The organism is Stenotrophomonas sp. P5_A9 (assembly GCF_056400525.1).
The window spans coordinates 16,423-36,559 of record NZ_JBFULC010000044.1 but is presented as its reverse complement, the minus strand read 5'-3'; the positions used below and the strand labels follow the sequence as shown (position 1 = coordinate 36,559).

At 59.5% G+C, this 20,137-nt stretch carries 16 protein-coding genes and 1 tRNA gene; 6 read left to right on the top strand and 11 right to left on the bottom strand.

The window, feature by feature from the left end; all coding sequences use genetic code 11:
• The 5 genes from AC1DR7_RS14350 to AC1DR7_RS14330 form a co-directional block, all read right to left on the bottom strand.
• On the bottom strand, positions 1-1,472 hold a 1,472-nt coding region (locus AC1DR7_RS14350), incomplete at its 3' end, for a UvrD-helicase domain-containing protein (protein WP_478076528.1).
• The gene (locus tag AC1DR7_RS14345; RefSeq protein WP_478054814.1) at positions 1,469-2,353 is read right to left on the bottom strand and encodes a hypothetical protein; all 885 of its coding nucleotides are present in this window, start codon (positions 2,351-2,353) and stop codon (positions 1,469-1,471) included. The genes AC1DR7_RS14345 and AC1DR7_RS14350, both read right to left, overlap by 4 nt.
• Positions 2,354-2,733: 380 nt before the next feature.
• Positions 2,734-3,177, bottom strand: a complete 444-nt coding sequence (locus AC1DR7_RS14340; RefSeq protein ID WP_457321479.1) for a hypothetical protein — start codon at positions 3,175-3,177, stop codon at positions 2,734-2,736.
• A 729-nt stretch (positions 3,178-3,906) separates the two neighbouring features.
• Positions 3,907-4,980, bottom strand: coding sequence for a hypothetical protein (locus AC1DR7_RS14335; protein ID WP_478053012.1), 1,074 nt, complete (start codon positions 4,978-4,980; stop codon positions 3,907-3,909).
• A gap of 296 nt (positions 4,981-5,276) precedes the next feature.
• The gene (locus AC1DR7_RS14330; protein WP_478052187.1) at positions 5,277-5,735 is read right to left on the bottom strand and encodes a hypothetical protein; all 459 of its coding nucleotides are present in this window, start codon (positions 5,733-5,735) and stop codon (positions 5,277-5,279) included.
• Positions 5,736-5,836: 101 nt separating this feature from the next.
• Between AC1DR7_RS14330 and AC1DR7_RS14325 the strand changes: the two genes are divergently transcribed.
• Positions 5,837-6,340, top strand: coding sequence for a MarR family winged helix-turn-helix transcriptional regulator (locus AC1DR7_RS14325; RefSeq protein ID WP_478052188.1), 504 nt, complete (start codon positions 5,837-5,839; stop codon positions 6,338-6,340).
• Positions 6,341-7,093: 753 nt separating this feature from the next.
• Here AC1DR7_RS14325 and AC1DR7_RS14320 read toward each other — a convergent pair.
• Positions 7,094-7,624 carry a hypothetical protein gene (locus AC1DR7_RS14320; protein ID WP_478052189.1) on the bottom strand — a complete coding sequence of 177 codons (531 nt, stop codon included), beginning with the start codon at positions 7,622-7,624 and terminating at the stop codon, positions 7,094-7,096.
• Positions 7,625-7,866: 242 nt separating this feature from the next.
• On the opposite strand from AC1DR7_RS14320, the gene AC1DR7_RS14315 reads away from it, so the two are divergent.
• On the top strand, positions 7,867-8,115 hold the full coding sequence (locus tag AC1DR7_RS14315; RefSeq protein WP_478053014.1) for an XRE family transcriptional regulator: 249 nt from the start codon (positions 7,867-7,869) through the stop codon (positions 8,113-8,115).
• A gap of 5 nt (positions 8,116-8,120) precedes the next feature.
• Here the strand turns inward: AC1DR7_RS14315 and AC1DR7_RS14310 are convergent, their stop codons facing one another.
• A complete protein-coding gene (locus AC1DR7_RS14310) occupies positions 8,121-9,323 on the bottom strand; it encodes a tyrosine-type recombinase/integrase (protein WP_478053015.1) in 1,203 nt (400 codons plus the stop codon).
• A 551-nt stretch (positions 9,324-9,874) separates the two neighbouring features.
• Between AC1DR7_RS14310 and AC1DR7_RS14305 the strand changes: the two genes are divergently transcribed.
• Entirely contained in the window at positions 9,875-11,026 is a 1,152-nt protein-coding gene (locus tag AC1DR7_RS14305) for a hypothetical protein (RefSeq protein WP_478076527.1), read from the top strand.
• A 17-nt stretch (positions 11,027-11,043) separates the two neighbouring features.
• Entirely contained in the window at positions 11,044-12,357 is a 1,314-nt protein-coding gene (locus AC1DR7_RS14300) for a hypothetical protein (protein ID WP_478052819.1), read from the top strand.
• 438 nt (positions 12,358-12,795) lie between these two features.
• On the opposite strand, the gene AC1DR7_RS14295 is transcribed toward AC1DR7_RS14300, so the two are convergent.
• Positions 12,796-12,871: transfer RNA gene (locus AC1DR7_RS14295), tRNA-Thr, on the bottom strand.
• A gap of 204 nt (positions 12,872-13,075) precedes the next feature.
• Between AC1DR7_RS14295 and treA the strand changes: the two genes are divergently transcribed.
• Entirely contained in the window at positions 13,076-14,701 is a 1,626-nt protein-coding gene (gene treA, locus AC1DR7_RS14290; protein ID WP_457318496.1) for an alpha,alpha-trehalase TreA, read from the top strand.
• A gap of 25 nt (positions 14,702-14,726) precedes the next feature.
• Here the strand turns inward: treA and AC1DR7_RS14285 are convergent, their stop codons facing one another.
• Positions 14,727-15,446 carry a lysoplasmalogenase gene (locus AC1DR7_RS14285; RefSeq protein ID WP_457318497.1) on the bottom strand — a complete coding sequence of 240 codons (720 nt, stop codon included), beginning with the start codon at positions 15,444-15,446 and terminating at the stop codon, positions 14,727-14,729.
• Positions 15,443-17,326 (bottom strand): M61 family metallopeptidase, encoded by a 1,884-nt coding sequence (locus tag AC1DR7_RS14280; protein ID WP_457318498.1) that lies wholly within the window; start codon positions 17,324-17,326, stop codon positions 15,443-15,445. Before AC1DR7_RS14280 ends, AC1DR7_RS14285 begins: the two co-directional genes overlap by 4 nt.
• 183 nt (positions 17,327-17,509) lie before the next feature.
• On the opposite strand from AC1DR7_RS14280, the gene AC1DR7_RS14275 reads away from it, so the two are divergent.
• Positions 17,510-19,057: a hypothetical protein gene (locus AC1DR7_RS14275; RefSeq protein ID WP_478052816.1), complete on the top strand. Its 1,548-nt coding sequence runs from the start codon at positions 17,510-17,512 to the stop codon at positions 19,055-19,057.
• 115 nt (positions 19,058-19,172) lie between these two features.
• Here AC1DR7_RS14275 and ispH read toward each other — a convergent pair whose 3' ends face one another.
• Positions 19,173-20,123 carry a 4-hydroxy-3-methylbut-2-enyl diphosphate reductase gene (gene ispH / locus AC1DR7_RS14270; RefSeq protein WP_478051401.1) on the bottom strand — a complete coding sequence of 317 codons (951 nt, stop codon included), beginning with the start codon at positions 20,121-20,123 and terminating at the stop codon, positions 19,173-19,175.
• Positions 20,124-20,137: the final 14 nt, after the last annotated feature.

The following is a 20,137-nucleotide window of genomic DNA, read 5'->3' as shown; positions in this document are numbered from 1 at the left end:
GAGCTAATCAGCATGCGCTCCAATCGATTCATTAAATGCAACTCATCGACAAAAACAGCATCGAAGCCGTCTTCAGAACGAGTCATCTCCCACGAATTAGAGTCGAGAAACCTGTCAAAGTCAGCGATAAGTTGATCCACAGTCATCGCATCAACGGAACGCATCTGAGTGCGAAATTCAGCGTAGAGGTCAAGAATTACGCGCCTCTCATCTTCTGTCGACAACCGCATGCGCCATGCATCGCGATGCGCTCTGGAGATGTAGTCATCTCGCTTAGACCGGGATCTCGCAAAGCCACCGGGCTCTAGGACGCAGGCAAATTCGAGCAGTACTTCGAAGATGAAGGGCGGGACTAAGTCAACCCCATCAGCGACGCTCTCAAGGCTTCGCGCAAAATCATCAGTCACTCCACCGCGTCTTGCTGCCCAATCCTTAGCCCTGTAGGCGATCACGACCGAGCGCAACATCTCGGCCTGCATGTTTCGACCCTCAACACCATCCAGTGAAAGCGGCTCTAGACCGCGAAGCTCAGCACCGAGTGTCCGATATGCCCGCGAGTACAGCGTGCCAATGTAGAGAGGCCCACCCTCGCCCATCACTCTACCGTACTCCTCATCACTGAGCATTCCACGAATCATGGATCGCGCAAGATCGACGGTCGCTTGACTATGAGTAAGAAACGCAAATCTCTGCGGCTTCGCAGTGAACTGCGAGCCAAGAAGGTGTCTAAGCAGCTTCACCACAAGCGCAACCGTCTTGCCGCTGCCCGCCGGGCCACGAACGCGCAAACTCCGAGTCAGCTCCTGATCAACGAACGCGCGCTGCGATGCCGTTAAGCGTGAGTCGTACCAAGCCTGAAGTGACACGCCGAAGCCGAGCATCTTGTTTGACTGTTCAAGTTCAAAGCAATCAGTTTCACTGGGCCGCCAGGATCGATCCACTAAAGATTGGCACTTCTCCAATCTCTTTCGGATTACATTTCGATCGATCGGATCGGGAAATTTGGTTTTAAATTCAACTGAGGGCGCTACAACGCCCGTACATATCGCACCGACCTGACCAACAACAAGCCTATCAATCAGAATCCTTGAGCTATCGCCGGAAACTCGTGACGCGGCCTGAATAGTGATTTGACTATCATAATTAAAAGGCTTCCAAAGAGCAGGAACAGGCATCCTCGAATCAGCGGTTGACTGAAACACTCTCAGCACCCTGTTGAATGCATCCCGACGCCTTGATTTAATCACCCCGGAAAGAACTCCATCTCTCCCGAACTCAATTACCGAGAATACCTCCACTTGAAGATCGGCAAGTTCCTGCCTTGCTACAACGATCACATCACCGTCATCACTCTTCCATTGCGGCAACGAGACCTCGCTTGCTCCCGGAGAGTCGAGCCATTCATCCCCAGGGGGGCCGTATGAACGGAAATACTCGCAGGCTAACGCAGATATAAAAATGTAGTTCTTCATGAAATCTCCCCAACAAGAATCCTAACAACTTCGTCCTGCTCTTCCTTAAACGAGTTCGTAACACCGATTCGAGAAAAGTACGACATAAGTTTCTGAAGCAGGGACTGGGTAAGCATGGGCCTACACACGCCCACAGGAACATAGGCATCAGGATGATCAATTAGGTCCATCTTTGAACGACAAATATCGCGACGAGAAGCTACAGTCAAAGTCCGAAATGGAACTACGAATCCACTTTCAAGCACCCCAGGAATAGTAGGTATGATATAAATATCAGATCGACCGCCCTGCATTCTATTCGAAAGCACCTTCTTAATTTTTGCTGACAGCTTTTCGAGCCTTTTTGCAACCTGGCTGTCCTCAGACTTAAGCTTTATTAAATCTGGAGCGATGACATGTCCACTTTCAACCACGCGCGCCAATACCTCCACGGGTTGAACCAGGCAATTAATGAATGCCACATCTGGCTTGTGAATTCCCTTAATGTCAGCGCGCCAGCGCACCTCGCCTCCACGAACAAGCCACTCTCGAAGCGGCTCATTGGAAACCCCACCAATAGGGCTACTCATCGCATTGGCGATAGCCCTGACTTCAGCGAGAAGAAGATCCATAATTTCTTCGGCACAGTCCGGTATGGCGAATTTCCCAATGTACTCCCTAGCAGGCAGAACACTAAGGCAGAACAGGTCGTCGCGACCATTTGAGTTCAGCAGATCACAATCAGCACTAACTATAAACTTGATTCCAAATTTACTGGAACTAACCAAAGTTCCCTGCCAGACGTTCAGCTCAATACCGTTATGCGCCTCGACACCAAACCGCAACGAACGATCTTCCATTTCAGCCCCCTTGCTCCTGAAGCTAAAATATACATCGGTCATCGGGAGGCAAGCCAGCACCTGAACTCCCAAGCCGCTCCCAGCCACCGTAAACCATGCCCGAGAGCTGTAGCCTCGAGCCAAATAGCCCCTTCGCTTGCTAATGGCCTTGCCACCAGCATCACCTCCAGCAGGCCCATCTGCGTCCACCCTTGCAGTACTGATGCAGCTGCTTACAGCACCACAACCGGGCCGATACCCTTTTGGAACAATGACTTCGCCAAGCTCCCTTGTCAGCCAGAGTACTGATAAGTGCCTTGTAAGCCGGGGAGCCGGCACTTTGAGCCCATCCGAGCGCGCGAACCCTTGGGGATTGCTGGGCGGGGCTGACTCATGCACTCAAGGCGGACACTCGCTTGCGGTGTACCTCCCCGGAGCCGAACCTACGTGTAGTACTTCTCATTGACGTTGCGGCTGCAGGCGAGACACTTTCGATATGCACCAAAAAGCCCAGGACGCTCCCGTCCCAGCAAGCCACCGCATTCGCAAACCAGCGGGCTGCTTCCTTGATCACAGCGCCATAGCCTCACAGTGGCGATAAGTCCAAAGATCACCGAAGCCACGATCGCCAAAGCCGGAGCCAGGCGCGCCACTGCGTAGATCTCTGAAAGCAACTGGCTCTCCCGTATCATCCCCAAGGGCAGCATCAACAGCAACCCCAGCGCCAAAGCCCCCAGTGCTGGCGCGTACATCCTTGCCATCATCCACTTCCAACGGTCCATGTGGTCATCCCGGCGATTGTTTAACGCATCCTTGAACATATCGGTCGCAGGGGATGAGACCTGAAAGCTACGCTTTTCTGCCGCCCCTACAAAGTCAAACCTCACCGTACACTTCATACTTGCCCGTCCACCTTACTGTTGCAGGCGTTGGCAGACGCACCGCCGCCCGCACCTGCCATACAGGGCTCCAAGAGCACGCGATTTGATAGCGTTTCACATGGGGCAGGATGCAGCCTGCAAGAACGACATGCCGGATTGCAATCAATCTTCCAGCCCCTCCACTCTCGTCCGTGCAACGGCTTCTCTCGATGCACCAAGTTGCGCCACAGATCTCGCACCGGCCTTCTTGCATTAGAAGTCCAAAAATCACCCATGGATGAGGTGACCTGTTGAAATCACTTTACACTGGCGCAAGCAGTCTGGATAAAGCGGAAGAACCGGGACTGCGAGGCGACATGGCGCAGTTGGGATGCTCACCAGCACGCACAGGAAGCCCGTTACTTACGCCGCAGAGGTAGACAGCAACACCCCTACACAGAGGCACCAGAGAGTAGCTAGAAGCTCTTGCAGGCGCTTCAATTGAACGCCCGTCAAACTTCTTTCAATCAACTCCGGACTTAACCCCCTGCGCGTCCCCGAAGGGGCGCGCATCTGGACCCGAGGTGCGAGGGCCGAAGGCCCGAGTACCGATGGGACCAGTCACGGGACATCAACGTTGGCATCCCAATAAATATCTACCTTCTCAAAGAGAAGGTAGTTGCTCTTGATGTATAGCTCTTATGGGGCTGCTGACAAGCAAGCTCGTTTGCACGCGTAAGACCTTGTCGGCGCTCGCTATGCAGCCAGTTTTCGCCGTTGCTCCTCGCGATGCTTGCGCTGGCTGTTCCGGTTCTGCTCACGCCTCCTATCAGCACGGGGATCGCCTGAGACGCCTGCGGCATTCAGCGCGCGTGTCACCTTCCGCTTTACGCTCGAGCACTGGACGGTGAATGGGCAGTTGTGACAGGGCATATCCCGCACGTCGTTACGATTGCCGATGCACGCCGGAACGTATCCTTCAGGCGCCTCGTTAACCTCAGCAGGCACGGCGACAGTCACCAGCGCATCCCGGACCATATCTGCTTCAAACATCGCCCCGGCACGCGCCTCTGTCAGCGGACCATCGACCCCAAGATATCGTGCCAGCTTGGCCGGCCCGTCCTTTGCATGAAGCACATCGGCACGCAATGCCCGCATTGCTGCAGCATGCACAGGATCTTCTCCGGACGGCTCCATAAAGAAGCGTCGATCCCAAACGGGCAAGAACAACCGCTCACTAGCCTCAGCCCAGGAGGGGTGTCCGCGCATCCATGCGTCGAACAACTTCCCGGAAAGCAGCTGGTTTGGCAATGGTGGGTGCTTCGTCTTCCGGCCTACGATCCAGCGCTCCATGACGATTTCGCAGAACAGATCGTACGGCATCCCCAATTCGTCAGCCTTCTGACGGGCCTGCCACAAGCTGGTGATAACCGCTCGGTCGTTCAATGCGAGACTTGACGTACAGGGCTGCTTGTGAGGCGCTTCCGAAGGGTCAAAGTGACGCGCCCAAGCAGCACGGTACGCAGCGACATATGCGTCCGTGAACGCCTGTGTGGCCTGCACTGGGGACATGTAGCGGTTCCCGACCCAGCGAGTGTGCAGCAGTGACGCCTCCTTGGCGAGCAAGCCTTTATCGATGTACGTGCGCTGGAAGACTTGCTCTCCCACCTGTCGTTTCACGGGATCAGCCGACTTCAGCGCGCGTTGATACGCGGCATCCCTGCTCTGCGCTTCTATGATGTTCTTCGCAGACGCCTTCTTTCGGGCGGGGTTAGGCCGTTTGGCCTTTGCCTTCGCGCGCGTCGCGCCTGACTTTTTGTTCCGAGCCATTCTCCTGCCCTCCTCGATAAAGACAGTGTTATACCGACCGGGCCGATGAAATCGCCGGTCAGTCAGAACTTTTTGCGGGAGGGGTAGCCATACGGCCTAGCCCCGGCATATGTGGCAGTGCAAGGAGCAGGGCGGGCGAGAGCTCCCCCCTTCCAACTAGCTGTTGTCGCTGCCCGAATCTGACGATCCACCTTCCCGACCTTTTCCCTCCCTTTCGGATCGTTGGACAAGTCGGCCAGGTGCGGAGGGCCCTTCCGCACCGGACACTCTCATCTGCCTACTCGACGCCGAACGAATTAGACGCGATTAGGCGCAGTTTCCTCGACGAAGCGTGCCATCACATACAACTGAACGTCCCGCCTGGTCAGCGAAGTCGGGTTGATGTGCTTAACGCTCAGATTGCGAAGATAGTTGACGGCTTCCTTGATGTAGAAGGCGTACGGAATGCCGGTCAGTTCAACAGCCTGACGTGCCTTCCACAGAGCACGGAAGCGGGAATCAGCACAAGTTTGCAAGCTGTACTCGGTCTGCAGCACTCCAAGCGCGCCTGCAATCAGCCGCCCAAACTCCTCAGTTGCTTGGAAGTCCGTAAGGCTGGCGCTCTCAAGCGGTCGCAGACCTGCACACTCCTCGTCCTTCTCCAAGACATAGTCATCAATCAGCATTTCGGCAATTTCACGCTCCACCTCCTCGAGGCGAGCCGCGGACTCGCACCGGGCGCAGCACAGTTCAATTGCACGATACATGTCACTCATTTTGGAATCTCCTAGTAGCAGCGACTTGCTGCACGAGTAGCCTAGCGACTGCAATATGGGGGGATGTACGATACGGACCTCCCCCCATATTTCCCTGATGTATGAAGCCCACGACTAGAAAGTTCCCTGAGATCGAGCAACTGTTGGCACTGGCAAGGCTAGTTCGGAAAAGGCTCGATGAGCAGCTGGATGAAATCCGTTTGGAGACCAATAAGCAGCTGAATGACGTCCGTTTCGACACGAACATGTTTCTGGCACTGAGCGAAATTGATCGACTCTGCAAACGGGGATCACACGCAATCAGAGCCAATGTGTCGAAGAGCTTGGGCATGTCACCGACCTCGATGACAGGCATCTATAGGCGCTTGGATGCCGCCGGTCTGATCGAAGAGTGGCAAGACGAACCTATCTTTTTTGACTCCACCCGACAGAAGTACGCAAGACTCTCTGACGATGGCAAGAAGCTTCTACGCCGCGCCAATGATGCCTGGGAGAAGATCAATGTCAGCTACCTGGGAGATCTGAAGGACAGGCAGCTGAAAGACTTCTCATCGTCCATGGCAGTCATTCGCTCGGCACTGGAATCTAACGACGGTTTGGCGTAGCAGCCAGGCACGATGCACGCTCCGGCTGTATGGAGTGCCCCACGCTTTACCCCCACTTCGGCAGCGACGTAGCGCGACTTCCCCGACTCACCTAGGACTTCGCGACTTGGATGCGGATGATCCTGACCCTCTACTCGATAGCAGCCTCAGCAATGCCAACCAATCGCGTCACAGCGCGCGTCGGACTGAGTAGCTACATCCCTGCATGCAGAGTCGGCGGAGCGCCCCACATCACGCGGCAGGGCGTGCCAGTGCGCTTCTGACTACGGATAGCACCCCCAATCGAAGATGGCCCCAGATCGCAGACATTGGCACATACGAAAGGCCCGCTGACATCTCTGCCAACGGGCCCGATCAAGCTAGCGAGCAAGTTATCGAGGGCGAATGCCAAACCCAAGCAAGACAGCCCCAGCGACGGTCAGAGCTTGACCGATTGCAAGCGCATGCATGTTTGCGAAGTTGCCGTAACCGCTTGCTGATGGGTTGATCAGGAAGTAGAGCCCGACACCAAGGGCAATCAAGCCGAAGATCACACACGCAGCTGCGGAGCCACGCTCTTGCCCTTCCGTCACGCTGGCACGGTTCGATTCAACAATGGCTTTTGGCAGCTTTGCGTAGCACTTTGGACACGTTGCGGACGTCCGACCGGATGGGATCGGTGCCTCGCATGCAGGACATTGGTATGGGTTAGTTGCTGCATTGCTATCTTGCATCTTCATCTCTCCTTGTTGGGATGCACGCGCGCTAGAGAAGTCAGTGGGCGGATGGAGGAGTCGCCTGGGCGTCTCTGACTAGGTCGCGTAGCGCGGTCTGCTGCTCGTCGTGGAGCGTGTATTCGGTGTCGCATACCCGGACCTCAATCTTCTTGGCACCAGCGAAAGCCGATGCCTCCGCCAAGGTCATCTTCTTGCCGAAAGAGAGGATTGCGTACTCGTGTCGACTGAAGGTCGGCATGTCGCCGGGAAGCGAACTGGCATTTCCGTCTACAAGCAGGTCAAATCCTGTGCCTGCGCATCGAACGTCATAAGACATGTTGAAGGTCACAATAGCCGACACCGTAAAACTGTCGGACTTCATCACAGCGCGATCTCCGTCAACCACGCTGCTGAGGCTCAAAGAGACACCCCTGCTCGTCCGGGAAAGCTCTGAGAGCTTCACTTTGGCGTCGTAAGACGTTCGATTCTTGAAGCGGTCGTACGAGCGCTGCTGTGCAACAGCCTCCCCTGGGGCTACCGCCGTCAACGCCAACGACACGGCCGCAGCAAGCGAAATCCAGTTCTTCATCCCAACGTCCCCGACTGAGCGCCGACGGGCCCAGCCACCCCTTGCGGCCGGTCACACCACGTGCAACGCTATTTACCACAATGGTAAAGACTTCTACTGAATAGGTATATGGCCCATGCTCCAGCAGGTTCACTCACCGTTACCTCCGCGTGCCCTCACCCCTAGCCATTACCGCCACGTTTTCCAAACGGTTGTCCGAAGCTCGAGCTCTGCGCGGGTTGTCCCAGCGCGCGCTGGGGGCAATGGTGGATAAGGATCGGGACAAGAATCGGGGTGCCGTGCTGATCAACCGGTACGAGCGCGAAAGGAACCAAGCCGACATGACCAAGGCGGCTGAGCTCGCCAGCGCGCTGGACGTGCCGGTCGCCTACCTGTTCGCTGAAGATGATGACTTGGCTGCGGCAATCTTGGCTTTCGCCAAGCTGCCAGCTGATGACCGCCAAAGAATGCGCGAGGAGCTTGAGCGCCTAGCAGGTCAGCAGCCGGGTTAATCGGCTCATGCCGCCAGCTTTGCGACAGCCGCCGCCAAGGTGTCCGGGGCCAGATGCGCATACCGCAGTGTCATAGTGATGTCTGCATGACCCAAGAGCTCGCGCACAGTGTTCAGGTCTACCCCTGCCCGCACCAAGCGCGATGCAAAGTGATGCCGGAGGTCATGGAACCGGAACTGTTCGATGCGGGCGTCAGTGATCAGCTTGCCCCACCCTTTTTTGATGTCGCTCACCTCGAATACCTTGCCCGCGCGTCGCTCGCCCGCTTGACTGGCCCAACGCTGCAGGACTTCCATGGCTTCGACGTTCAGAGGGATGTGACGCTGCCTGCCGGACTTGGCGTTCTCCGCCTGGATGGTGAGCATCTTTGCTTCCCAGTTGATGTCGGCCCATGTCATCGACAGCAGCTCACCCCGTCTCATACCGGTGTTCATGGCTGTAAGAACCACGGGCGTTAGGTGATCGACATACCCGTCCATCGGCAAATCAGGCAGAACCGCTTGCCGGTACTTACGTCGGGCCGCATTAGCGTTCGCCCTGCCCTCAACCCCGGCTAGATCGCGCGCTGCGAGCGCGGCCCGGAGCATCGTTTCTTCGTCCGGGGACAGGAACCGAACCACCTTGCGGCTAGCCGCTGATCGCTGACGCATGCCCATGAGGGGATTGGTCTCGATCAACTTCCACTCCACAGCCCGCGAAAGCGCTGACCTCAGGCAAGCAAAGTCGCGCGCTGCGGTGGCCTTAGTGACAGCATCGGGTCCAGTAACGCGCGCGCGCCACCATCGCTCCATCGTCGGCACATCAATCTCAATGATCTGACGGCGTAGCAGCCATGGGAACACTGATCGGATGCGATCCGGGTACTGACGACCACCCTTGAGCTCGGCAATAGCCCAAGGCTCGAAGTGATCGTTGAGCAGCGCTTCGAGCGTGCAACTAGTGGGCTTGGACTTTGCGAGCGCCGGCAATCCGGACTGAACGTATTCAGCGACTGCTTGCCGGGCTTGGTCGCGGGCCTGATCAAGTGACAGATGTTCGACCGAACCCAACGTACGACGCTTACCGTGCGCCCAGGTAACGATCCAAGCCTTGTGCCCTGAGGGCTGCACTCGCAAGATCAGGCCGCGAACCTGAGCGTCTCTGAGCTCATAGGGGCGATCCCGGGGCTCTGCCGTGAGGACGATACGTTTGGTGAGGGGGGATGACATTGACAGACTGACCGTAAGTGGCGATAAGTCCAACTTAGGACAGGATGCGAGATGGTGCTTGGATACGGATCGTCCGCAGCGTCCTGCATCTCTGGCACGCGAGCATAGATTGACCGGCTCGCCAACTTGACCAGCATCACAGTTTCTGCCATAACGCCGATAACCTTGCGCCAAATTCCGCTGCGTTAACTTTGAGCAGCTCACTTTCAACTCAATCCGTCTCGATCCACTCCCACTACTTTTAGAGGAGAGTCGATTCATGGCCCTACGAAAGATCCATCCACCCAAGCCGCCAAAGCCACCGGATCGAATCCAGAACATCCAGACCATCCGACCTATCGGAAAGACCAAATGGGTGCGAGCTCACTGGAGATGGGACTACTCGAGTCAGCAATGGGAATGGGTGCTTGGGCATTGGAGCAAGTGATCCGCTCCTCGGAAAGCTCTCATATCGAAGGAACTGTTAATGACAGCCACCTAGCACATGCGGATCCCTAGGAATGAAGGTCTTCGACAATCTACTACCTCCAACCAGTCCAGGAAAATTGGCAATGAGTAGCAGCAAGAAGTCCGTGAAGAAAAAAGGAACCAATGTAAAGCGCCCGGTCGCAAAGAAAGCAACCTTGTCTCGTAAAGCACCTCCAAAGAAGGTGAGTGATAAAGAAAGTAGCCGAGCAGGCGGATCTGACAGCAGACGAACCTACCCCATACATACCGTCATTGATGCGTTGAGAGTGGCTCAGGCTATTCGAGATTTCAACGGTGGAAACCCTTGGCAGCCATCGGAGGTTGCGAAGGCCCTCGGTCTAGGTATGTCGGCAAAATTTTTCTATCTAACCGCAGCTTCGCGCGACTACGGACTAACCGAAGGCACTCGAGATAGCGCAGCAATATCTATCGCCGAATTGGGCACAGAAATCCTGTATGCCTCGAACGCTGAATTGGAGCACGCCAAAAAGGTCGATGCCTTTAGACGAATTCCCATCTTCGACAGGGTTCTAGAGCACTACAAGGGTGCAAATTTGCCCGAAATGAAGTATCTCGGCAATACTCTGGAACGAGAATTCCGATTGGCCCCCAGGTATCATGAAGAATTTTCAACGATCTTTCGAGAAAATTGTACCGAACTGGGGATAACGGACGGCTCTGTAGACTACGGCACGGTTGATGCTCCAACTGGAGAACGTCCTTCGACAGTGATCTTGGGTGCCCCCAAGGGCGCTAGCGACCGGACCCTCAAGGCATTCATCATTATGCCTTTTGTAGAAAGAAACCCCAGCCGCCCCAAAGGGTTTTTTACAGAAGTCCTGCGCAGCCTGTTGACGCCTGCGGGAATTAGCGCGGGCTTCGTCGTGGAGACTGCAAATAGGCAAGGCAGCGACGTCATTCAGTCGACCATCATCAACGAGTTGCTCGAGGCCGACCTAGTCATTGCGGATCTAACAGATCACAATCCAAACGTTCTGTTTGAGCTCGGAATAAGAATGGCAGAGGATAAGCCCGTTGTCCTAGTCAAAGCTTCTGACACTGGCCGTATCTTTGATATTGACAACATGCTTAGAGTCTACGAATACAGCCCAAACCTGTGGCGCTCAACAATTGAGTCGGATGCACCTAAGATTGCGGAACACGTCAAAGCTGCTTGGGAGGGGAGGGACACGTCTCAGACATACATGCGCTTGCTTAAGAAGGCCGCACCGTAGGCGAGTTGTGTTGAGCGATGTACTACACGACTAGCAACTTCGGAAGATGGGCACTCAAAATGAAGACATGTCAATATTGTGGCTTGGCAGCAGAGATGACCAGAGAGCACGTAATACCTAGCTGGTATTACAAGGGGCGGAATAGCAAATCTGGCGCAGGATTCTCAGAAAAAGCTAAAGGAAAACTAGTTGCAGGGGAGCTCAAGATTGGCGATGTGTGCAGGCAATGCAATAACGGCCCACTTTCAGCATTAGACGGCTACGGGAAGGACTTGTATGCACGGCACATGGCCCATTCCACCAACACGCGTACTTCTCAAAACTTCATCTTCGACTACAACCTACTTGTGAGATGGCTGCTTAAGCTCAGCTACAATTCTTCACGAATGACAGGAAATGACGTCGAAATACTCTCCGAGTACAGAGACATCATACTCGGAACAGCAGCGATCCCACCAAATCTACGCGTCATTCTCAAGTGCGTTGCTCCGACCGTACTGCGCAATGGGTTACCGCTACCTGCCAACGCCGAAGATCTAGATGCGACTCATCGACCCGATTGGTTCAGAATTGGCGCATTCAGAGTTCCGGGATTTGACACCGCTCACTGGGCGCTTAGGCATGTGTCCATCAACTCGTATTTTTTCCAGATCTTTGTTCCGTCTCAAGCCAGCCCGCCAACGGCTTCGGACATGAGCAGCTTGCTCGATGCACTAGAAAGAGACTCGGATCCGTACGTGAACTTGGATAGCAAAGGAGAGGTGCAGTTGCCCGACGCATTCATGTCATCCTTTACCCATCTCAAATCACACATGGAACAGTTTCCAGTAGCATATCAGATGCCTCGAAGCGACCTAGTTGAGAGACTTGTCACCGAAAACCCTGAGTCGCTTTACCTGCGAATCTCCAGGTCTGATATCGAGTCCGGACTACTGGACACAACACTCAATTTGCTAACAGAGCTCATCTCAAGCCGCGAGGTAATTCTAGTAGCTAAAGATAAGTTGGAAATATCAATTGATGGCTATTGCGAGGACCCTCGCGAACTCGTCGAAATTCCGGAAGTAGTCAGATTCATCAGGGACTTGGACATGCAGTGGCCTCACTGGCTATTGTTTTGCGATTCGCAAAAGCCTTGGTTCCGCCTCGTATTCTTCTGCATTTGCGGAAAGCCGCTCCCTGGCGGTCATGTTGAACTTGACATGCCTACCATCAAGCCGACATTTGATCGATGGTTCTTTTCGCTGAATGATCTGAGCAATGAATTTGCCATCTCAATCGAGGACAACAAGCGCGCCTCGAAAAAGATCGAAATGCTAATACCCCGTTAGAGATCCGCTGCCTCATCACTTAAAGATCCTTTGCAACGCCCCCCCTGCAACCTTGATCAGTGCTTACGAAAGGGAAAGCCGGAGACGAAGCGCTTCAGGACTACTTGACCCGCAAAACGTAGCACCTCTGTACCAAAGGCCTTCTGTTCTCGGCGCAGGCCTAGGGGCGGCTTGCGAGGACTTCCAAGTCTCGACCGTCGACCGGAAAGCTAGTCAACAACAGCAGCTGCCGCGATTCGCGAGAACTGGTCGGTAAGTCGCAAAGAAGCCGGTTCATCAGACAAGTCTCAGACTTGCCGTACGGACAAGAACCCTCCGCAGCTAGCAGCAGAGCGCGCGATGAGCAATCAGTCCGACACAAATCCCTCACCAATCAATGGGTTCCAACACCCGTCCCAAACAAAAAGCCCCGACCAAGGCCGGGGCTTTTCGTACAACTGGTGCCGGAAATAGGAATCGAACCTACGACCTACGCATTACGAATGCGCCGCTCTACCAACTGAGCTATTCCGGCTGAGCAGGCAATTCTACGGGGGAGTGGCCGGAATGGTCAATTGCCGGCACTAGCCCGGCTGCACAATCCGTCCCGAATCCCCACCCCGCAAGCCCCCGCACCGCTTGGCCCGCAGGCGCAGCGCCTACAATGGGCCTGTCCAACAGGACCGGGCCTTGACGCCCCCGTCCCTAAAGTGGGGCAGTCACCCCCTGGATGCCGCCGATGCGCTCCCTTCCCCACTTCACCGGCCTGCTGCTGGCTTGTCTGCTCTGCACCGGCAATACTGCCGCCGAGGCCGCCCCGCAGCCGCCAAGCCCACCAGACCAGCAGTGGCAACCGCTGTTCCAGCAGGTCCAGGGCGCACACCTTTTCAAGGACCAGAAAACCTTCGCCGACGCCGTGCCCCGGCAGGAAGCAAGCGCCGTGCTGGCGCAGTGGCAGCAGGTAAGAGGGCAGCCAGATCACCTGCCCGCGTTCATCGCCCAGCACTTCACCGTGCCCGGGGAGGCAACCGCTTACGTGCCACCCACCGGCGAAACCCTGCGCGCCCACATCGAAGGCCTGTGGCCGGTGCTCACGCGCACCACCGAGACGGTCGACCCGCGCGGCTCGCTGCTACCGCTGCCCAAGCCCTACGTGGTCCCAGGTGGACGCTTCCGCGAGGTGTATTACTGGGACAGTTATTTCACGATGCTCGGGCTGGCCTCAAGCGGACGCTGGCAGCAGGTACGCGACATGGTGGACAACTTCGCCTGGCAGCTGGATCAGTACGGGCACGTCCCCAACGGCAACCGCAGCTATTACCTGAGCCGCTCGCAGCCGCCATTCTTCAGCCTGATGGTGGATCTGCTGGCCACCCACGAGGGTGACGACGCGTATCGCCGTTACCTGCCCCAATTGCGCATCGAACACGCTTTCTGGATGCGCGGTGCGCAAGGCCTGCCACCCGGCACCGCCAGCGAGCGCGTGGTGCGGCTGGCCGATGGCCAGGTACTCAACCGTTACTGGGATGCGCGCGCGGTGCCACGCACCGAGTCGTGGACCGATGACCTGGCCACCGCTGCGCAGGCGCCGCAGCGCGCGCCGTCGCAGGTGTATCGCGACCTGCGCGCGGGGGCGGAATCGGGTTGGGATTTCAGTTCGCGCTGGCTGGCCGAACCGGGCGTGCTGGCCAGCATCCACACCACGGCGATCGTGCCGGTGGATCTGAACAGCCTGCTGTTCCACCTGGAAACCACCCTCGCCCGCGCCAGCAAGGCCGCCGGTGACGGCGCTGCCGCACGCGACTTCAAGCAGCAGGCGAAGGCACGCCAGCGCGCCATCAACACGCTGCTCTGGGATGTCGAGCAGGGCTGGTACGTGGACCGCGATCTGGACAACGGCGCGACCCGCCCCGCGCTCACCGCCGCCGCGCTGTTCCCGCTGTGGCTACACGTCGCTACGCCTGCGCACGCCCGGCAGACCGCCAAGGCAGCCAACACGCAGCTGCTCCGTCAAGGCGGCCTGCTGACCACCAAGGTGGACACCGGCCAGCAATGGGACGCGCCCAATGGCTGGGCGCCGCTGCAGTGGGTCGCGGTGGATGGGTTGCAGCGCTACAAGCAGGACGCGGTCGCGCGCCGCATCGGGGTCCGCTTCCTGCACACGGTGCAGGCGGTGTACGACCGCGAAAACAAACTCGTGGAGAAATACGTAGTCGACGGTTCGGCCGTCGGCGGTGGTGGCGGCGAATACCCGTTGCAGGATGGCTTCGGCTGGAGCAATGGGGTCACCGCAGCGTTGCTGGATCGGCTGTGCCCGCCACGAAAGCGCTGCGAGAACGCGCAGGATGTGGGTGACGAGGACTGATCGCCCCTTCAATGCAACGTTGGCATCAAACCGAAGCGCTTCGACCGCCACCTGCCACCGACCGGGCGATGCCATATTGCGCGGCGTAATACGTACCGAGCACCAGCAGACTGGCCATCGGCAATCCACCGGCAAAACGGTCCCACGCCAGCAGCGAATCGCTGGCGACAAACAGCAGTGCACCGCCCACCGCCCAGCCTGCACTGCGACGCGACACGCCAGGCAACCACGGCTTGGCCCACACGCGCGCCAACGCCAGCATCGCCATCAACGCGAGCACCACCACATAGGCCAACACCGGGACGCGCATGTCGGCGGGAAGATGCGGCCACAGCGCGGTGACGTTGGTAACGGCGAACGTTCCCAACAGCACAACGGCCATCCACAATCCACGCCCGGCCCTGAAGCCGGCGCGGAACGCGATGATGTAGCAGACATGTGCGAGCAGGAACGCGACCAGCCCCGGGACAAAGGCGTCCACCGGCAGCATCAAGGCGATGTCGCCGACGCAGGAGAGCCCCATGCCGGTCAGCACCGCGCGACGGTAGCCTTGGCCGAGTGAGAGGGCTGAGGTTGCCGGCCAGCGGCCGGCACTACCAGGGTGCCATGCGATGGACGCGATGAGCAGGGTGGTCAGCGGCTTTGCCAGCCAATGCAGCCAGCGTCCGTCGCCCTGCAGCCCTGCGCCGATGATGGCGGCGGCCGCCAGCACTACGATGAGTAGCTCGCGGCCGCGGCGGGTCATCGGGCTTTCCAGAGCTCGGCCAGACGATCCGGCTTGCCCGCAATGCGTTCAAGCGACGGATACAACAGGCCACCGTGGTAATCCAGCGCCACCGTGTCGATGCGGTCGAAGCTGCGCACCAGCAGGGTGATGGGGGCCTTGTCGGTCTTGGCAGCGGTCACCGCTTCCTTCAGTGCGTCACCCTTGAACACGCGTCCGTTGACCGCCAGCACGGTCATGCCTGGGGTAAGGCCGGCGTTGAATGCGGGGCTGTCCCACAGCACGTCGGTGACTGCACCGCTGTTGGCCACGCTCAGGCCCAGCGAATAGACCAGGTTGGTGCCGTTGGCGCGGGTCTCCTGCGCTTTGAAGGCCTCGCTGGGGGTATCGGTGTAGACCAGTTTCCAGCCGGCCGCGTCCAGCCCGCCGGTCAGCGGCATGTGGCCATCCAGGCGCTCGCGCAGGAAGGTCGCCCAATCAAACGGCGCGATGCCGTTCAAGGTGTGCACTACGTCGTCGAAGGTGTACGGATTGACGTTCCAGTCGCCGTCATTCATGCCGAAGAACGCCTTGGCGAAATCGTCCAGGCTGCGCTTGTTGCCGGTCAGCCCGCGCAGCTTGCCGTCCACGTCCAGCCACACCATCTGCCCGCCGGAGTAGTAGTCTTCGCTCAACTGGTAATTGCGGAATCCCAGCGCGCGGCGCTGGGCGATGGTGGGATCGTTGGTGGTGTCCTGCAGGCTGCGCCACGCCAGACCGGGACGACCGCGATCGTAGGTCGCCGCGACATTGGCCAGGGTTTCGCGGGTCTGCTGCACGCTCCACAGGCCCGAGCGCGCGGCCAGCACCTGGCCCCAGAACTGGGTCTGGCCTTCGTACAGCCACAGCAGGCTGTCGCCCATGGGCACGTTGAAGTTGGGCGTGGCCAGATCCGCACCGCGACGGTACTTGCCGTTCCAGGAATGGTTGAACTCGTGCGGCAGCAAATCGCGGCCCAGCCAGGTCTTGTCCCAGTCGGTGAAGTAGCCGGTCTCGGCGCTGTTCTCGCTGGAGCGCTGGTGCTCCAGCCCGATGCCGCCGAGCTTGCCGGTCAGTGCCAGCAGGAACTCATAGCGGTCGAAGTGACGTGCGCCGTAAAGCTTGTACATCTGCTGCACCAGCGCACGGTGTGCCTGCACCTGTTCGGGCTTGGCGACCAGGGACTTGGCATCATCGGCAAACACGTTGAGATGCACCGGCACCTTGGCGCCGGGATCCAGGTCGAATTGCTGGTAATAGCGGCCGGCGAACAGCGGCGAATCCACCAGGTGGTCGTAGCGGATCGGCTTGAACACCACCGTGTCGCCGTCGCGGCGCTCGGTCTCCAGCGCGGTGGCATACGACCAGCCCTTGGGCAGGGTCACACTGGCCTGCGCCTGCAGGTTGCGGGTGATCACGCCGGCCGGGTACAGCGAGTTGGCGTTCCACTGCAGGTTGAGCATCTCCGGGGTCATCACCACCCGCCCCTGGCTGCCGCCCTGCGACGACAGGAACTTGAACGCGGCCACCACCTCCCTGGCACCTTCGGGCACGTCCACCTGGAAGGCGTATACGTCGTACGGGTCGCGTTTCCAGGCCAGCGGCTTGCCGTTGGCGGTGACCACCAGCCCGGCCAGCTTGTCGATGGGGCCGCTGGGCGAATGGCTGCCCGGCAGCCACTGCGGATACAGCAGGGTGAGCGGACCGGGCTTGGCCGGAATGGTCGCCTTGACCTTGAAGATGCGCCGGCCGATGTCGCGCGCGTCCACATCGATGCGCAGCACGCCCGGCCAGGCCACATCCTGTGGCGGCGACGTCTGCGCCTGTACGCCACTGGCCGACAACGCCAACAGCACGGACAGGACGGTGGCACGCATCTTCATCGGCAACGCTCCAGCGGCGAAACATCCGATCCTAGCCCTCGCTATCGCCCTGCCCCATGGCCAAAGGTCATGCGCGGGGCTGCGGCCAGAACGGGCAAAGCCGAGCGGCGCGTGCCGCCGTGTTCACCGTGCCAGCGCCACACTGCCCGCCACGTTGCAGATACTCCCCGGGAGGCATCACGCATGCAGGCACGCAGATGGATAGGCGGGCTAGCCGTCGCGGCGGCCGTGGCCACCGCCGCATTGACCGTACGGGGGCCGCGCCGGCGCGTACCACTGCCTGCGGTGGACGACATCACCCCGCTGTTGCCCGACCGGGCCCAGCTCTGGCGCTGGATCGAAGCGCTGAACGCGTTCGGCCCGCGACTGACCGCCACGCCCGCGCACGCGCAGGCGGTGGATTACCTGGCCGGCGAACTGGAAGCGCTCGGTCTGCAGGTGCACCGCCAGCATCACCGGGTCCAGCGCTGGACGCCGCAGCACTGCGCGCTGCGGCTGGACGATGGCACGCCCATCGAGGTTGCCGCGCCCTATCCCTACTCGGGCCAGACCGACGCACAGGGCGTGCATGGTCGGCTGGTGTGGCTGGACTCGGCCAAACGGATGGAGCCCGCGCGCGATGCGATCGCCGTGGTGCGGATCGATCCGGTGGCGATGCGCCGGGCCAAGGCGGCGATGGTGTTCCAGCAGCGTGCGATGTTGCCCGATGCGGATGCCGGGTTTGCGCGCGAAGAGGTCATCCCGGTGCTGGCGCCGTTGATCGATCCGACGCTGCTCGAACGCGCGCGCAAGGCCGGCGTACGCGCCGTGGTCTGCGTGTTTGGCGGGCTGTCTGAAGGTCTGGCGCGCGATCAGGTACTGCCGTTCACCACGCCATGGATGGATTGCCCGGCGCTATGGGTGGGCCAACAGGCCGGCGAGGCGCTGCGTTCGGCTGCGCACGCTGGCCGCAGTGCGACGCTGGTGCTGCAGGCCGAGCGCACCGAGGCCGGCATCGACTCCCTGCATGCCGTGCTGCCCGGCACCACGCGGGGTGAAAGCACCCTGATCAACACCCACACCGATGGCCCCAATGCGTGCGAAGAAAATGGCGGCGCCGGACTGCTCGCGCTGGCCGCTGCCTTCGCCCAGCGCCCGCGGCGTCGCGACATGGTGTTCGTGTTCGCCAGCGGCCACTTCCAGATTCCGCAGTTCACCGACCGTGGCCAGGCGACGATGGCATGGCTGCGTGCGCATCCTGGGCTGTGGGATGGCAAGGGTGATCACGCGCGCGCGGTAGCCTGCCTGACGCTGGAGCACCTGGGCTGCCTGGAATGGAAGGACGGTCCGGGACGCAGCGACCCCCGGGCCACCGGCCGGCTGGAACGCGAGATTGTCTACGCCACCAACCCGGCGATGGAGCAGGTGTACTGCGCTGCCGTTGCCGGCCGCAGCAAGCTGCGCAGCCTGGTGGTGGCACCGCGCATTGGCGAGCTGTTCCTGGGCGAAGGCGCCAGCTCGTATCTATGCGGAATACCAGGAATCGGGCTGGTGCCCGGGCCGGACTATCTCTGCCAGCAGTTGCCCGGCGGTGGCCTGGAGCGCTTGGATGCCGGGTTTGCGTGGCAGCAGGTGTGCAGTTTCGCCAAAGCATTGGCATTGGTCGATGCGCTGGACGCCGCAGTGATCGGCGCGGCCACGCCGGGATTGGAGAGGCCGTGGCAGCGATTGCGGGCGGTATTTACGGGGTAATGCGCGGTGGGATTGCCAGCGCGGAGACGCATGGCGTGGCTCTACCGGTTGAAGGTCGGTTACCGCGATCCGGTAGAGCCACGCCATGCGTGGCTGCACCAACGATCACGCCCGATCAGCTGATCAACCGCAGCCGCAGTTCCTTTGGCAACGCAAACACCATGGACTCCGGCTCGCCGTCGAGCTCACCGACGCCGGTCGCGCCCAGCTCCTTCAACCGCGCAATCACGCCGTCCACCAGCACCTGCGGTGCCGAGGCGCCGGCAGTCAGGCCGATGTGCTGCTTGCCGGCCACCCAGGCCGGGTCGATCTCGTGGGCGCCGTCGATCAGGTAGGACTCCACGCCTTCGCGGCGCGCCAGTTCACTGAGACGGTTGGAGTTGGAGCTGTTCGGCGAGCCCACCACCAGTACCAGGTCGCAGCGCTGGGCCAGGTCGCGCACGGCGTCCTGGCGGTTCTGGGTGGCGTAGCAGATGTCGTCGTTCTTCGGCCCCTGCATCGCCGGGAAGCGCGCGCGCATGGCCTCGATGATGCCGCGGGTGTCATCCACCGACAGCGTGGTCTGGGTGGTGTAGGCGAAGTTTTCCGGCTGGTCGATCTCCAGCGTGGCGACATCCTCGACATCTTCCACCAGGTAGATCCGGCCGGTGCCGCGCTCGCGGTTCCACTGGCCCATGGTGCCTTCCACTTCGGGGTGGCCGGCATGGCCGATCAGCACCACGTCGCGGCCGGCACGGCAGTGGCGGGCCACTTCCAGGTGCACCTTGGTGACCAGTGGGCAGGTCGCGTCGAACACCTTCAGGCCACGGCGTTCGGCCTCCTGGCGCACGGCCTGGGACACGCCGTGCGCACTGAAGATCACCGTGTTGTCATCGGGCACTTCATCGAGTTCCTCGACGAAGATCGCGCCGCGGGCCTTGAGGTCGTCGACCACGAAGCGGTTGTGCACGACCTCGTGGCGCACGTAGATCGGCGCGCCCAGGGTCTCGATCGCGCGCTTGACGATCTCGATCGCACGATCGACACCGGCACAGAAACCACGCGGATTGGCGAGCAACACGTCCATCGGTCAGATACTCC

Bases quoted from the DNA above. Each gene is read 5' to 3' on its own strand.
- AC1DR7_RS14280 (WP_457318498.1), bottom strand. From the start codon at position 17,326: ATGAAGATGCGTGCCACCGTCCTGTCCGTGCTGTTGGCGTTGTCGGCC.
- AC1DR7_RS14310 (WP_478053015.1), bottom strand. From the start codon at position 9,323: ATGTCATCCCCCCTCACCAAACGTATCGTCCTCACGGCAGAGCCCCGG.
- AC1DR7_RS14345 (WP_478054814.1), bottom strand. From the start codon at position 2,353: ATGACCGATGTATATTTTAGCTTCAGGAGCAAGGGGGCTGAAATGGAA.
- AC1DR7_RS14300 (WP_478052819.1), top strand. From the start codon at position 11,044: ATGTACTACACGACTAGCAACTTCGGAAGATGGGCACTCAAAATGAAG.
- treA (WP_457318496.1), top strand. From the start codon at position 13,076: ATGCGCTCCCTTCCCCACTTCACCGGCCTGCTGCTGGCTTGTCTGCTC.
- ispH (WP_478051401.1), bottom strand. From the start codon at position 20,123: ATGGACGTGTTGCTCGCCAATCCGCGTGGTTTCTGTGCCGGTGTCGAT.
- AC1DR7_RS14305 (WP_478076527.1), top strand. From the start codon at position 9,875: ATGAGTAGCAGCAAGAAGTCCGTGAAGAAAAAAGGAACCAATGTAAAG.
- AC1DR7_RS14335 (WP_478053012.1), bottom strand. From the start codon at position 4,980: ATGGCTCGGAACAAAAAGTCAGGCGCGACGCGCGCGAAGGCAAAGGCC.
- AC1DR7_RS14320 (WP_478052189.1), bottom strand. From the start codon at position 7,624: ATGAAGAACTGGATTTCGCTTGCTGCGGCCGTGTCGTTGGCGTTGACG.
- AC1DR7_RS14275 (WP_478052816.1), top strand. From the start codon at position 17,510: ATGCAGGCACGCAGATGGATAGGCGGGCTAGCCGTCGCGGCGGCCGTG.
- AC1DR7_RS14315 (WP_478053014.1), top strand. From the start codon at position 7,867: ATGGTGGATAAGGATCGGGACAAGAATCGGGGTGCCGTGCTGATCAAC.
- AC1DR7_RS14325 (WP_478052188.1), top strand. From the start codon at position 5,837: ATGAAGCCCACGACTAGAAAGTTCCCTGAGATCGAGCAACTGTTGGCA.
- AC1DR7_RS14285 (WP_457318497.1), bottom strand. From the start codon at position 15,446: ATGACCCGCCGCGGCCGCGAGCTACTCATCGTAGTGCTGGCGGCCGCC.
- AC1DR7_RS14330 (WP_478052187.1), bottom strand. From the start codon at position 5,735: ATGAGTGACATGTATCGTGCAATTGAACTGTGCTGCGCCCGGTGCGAG.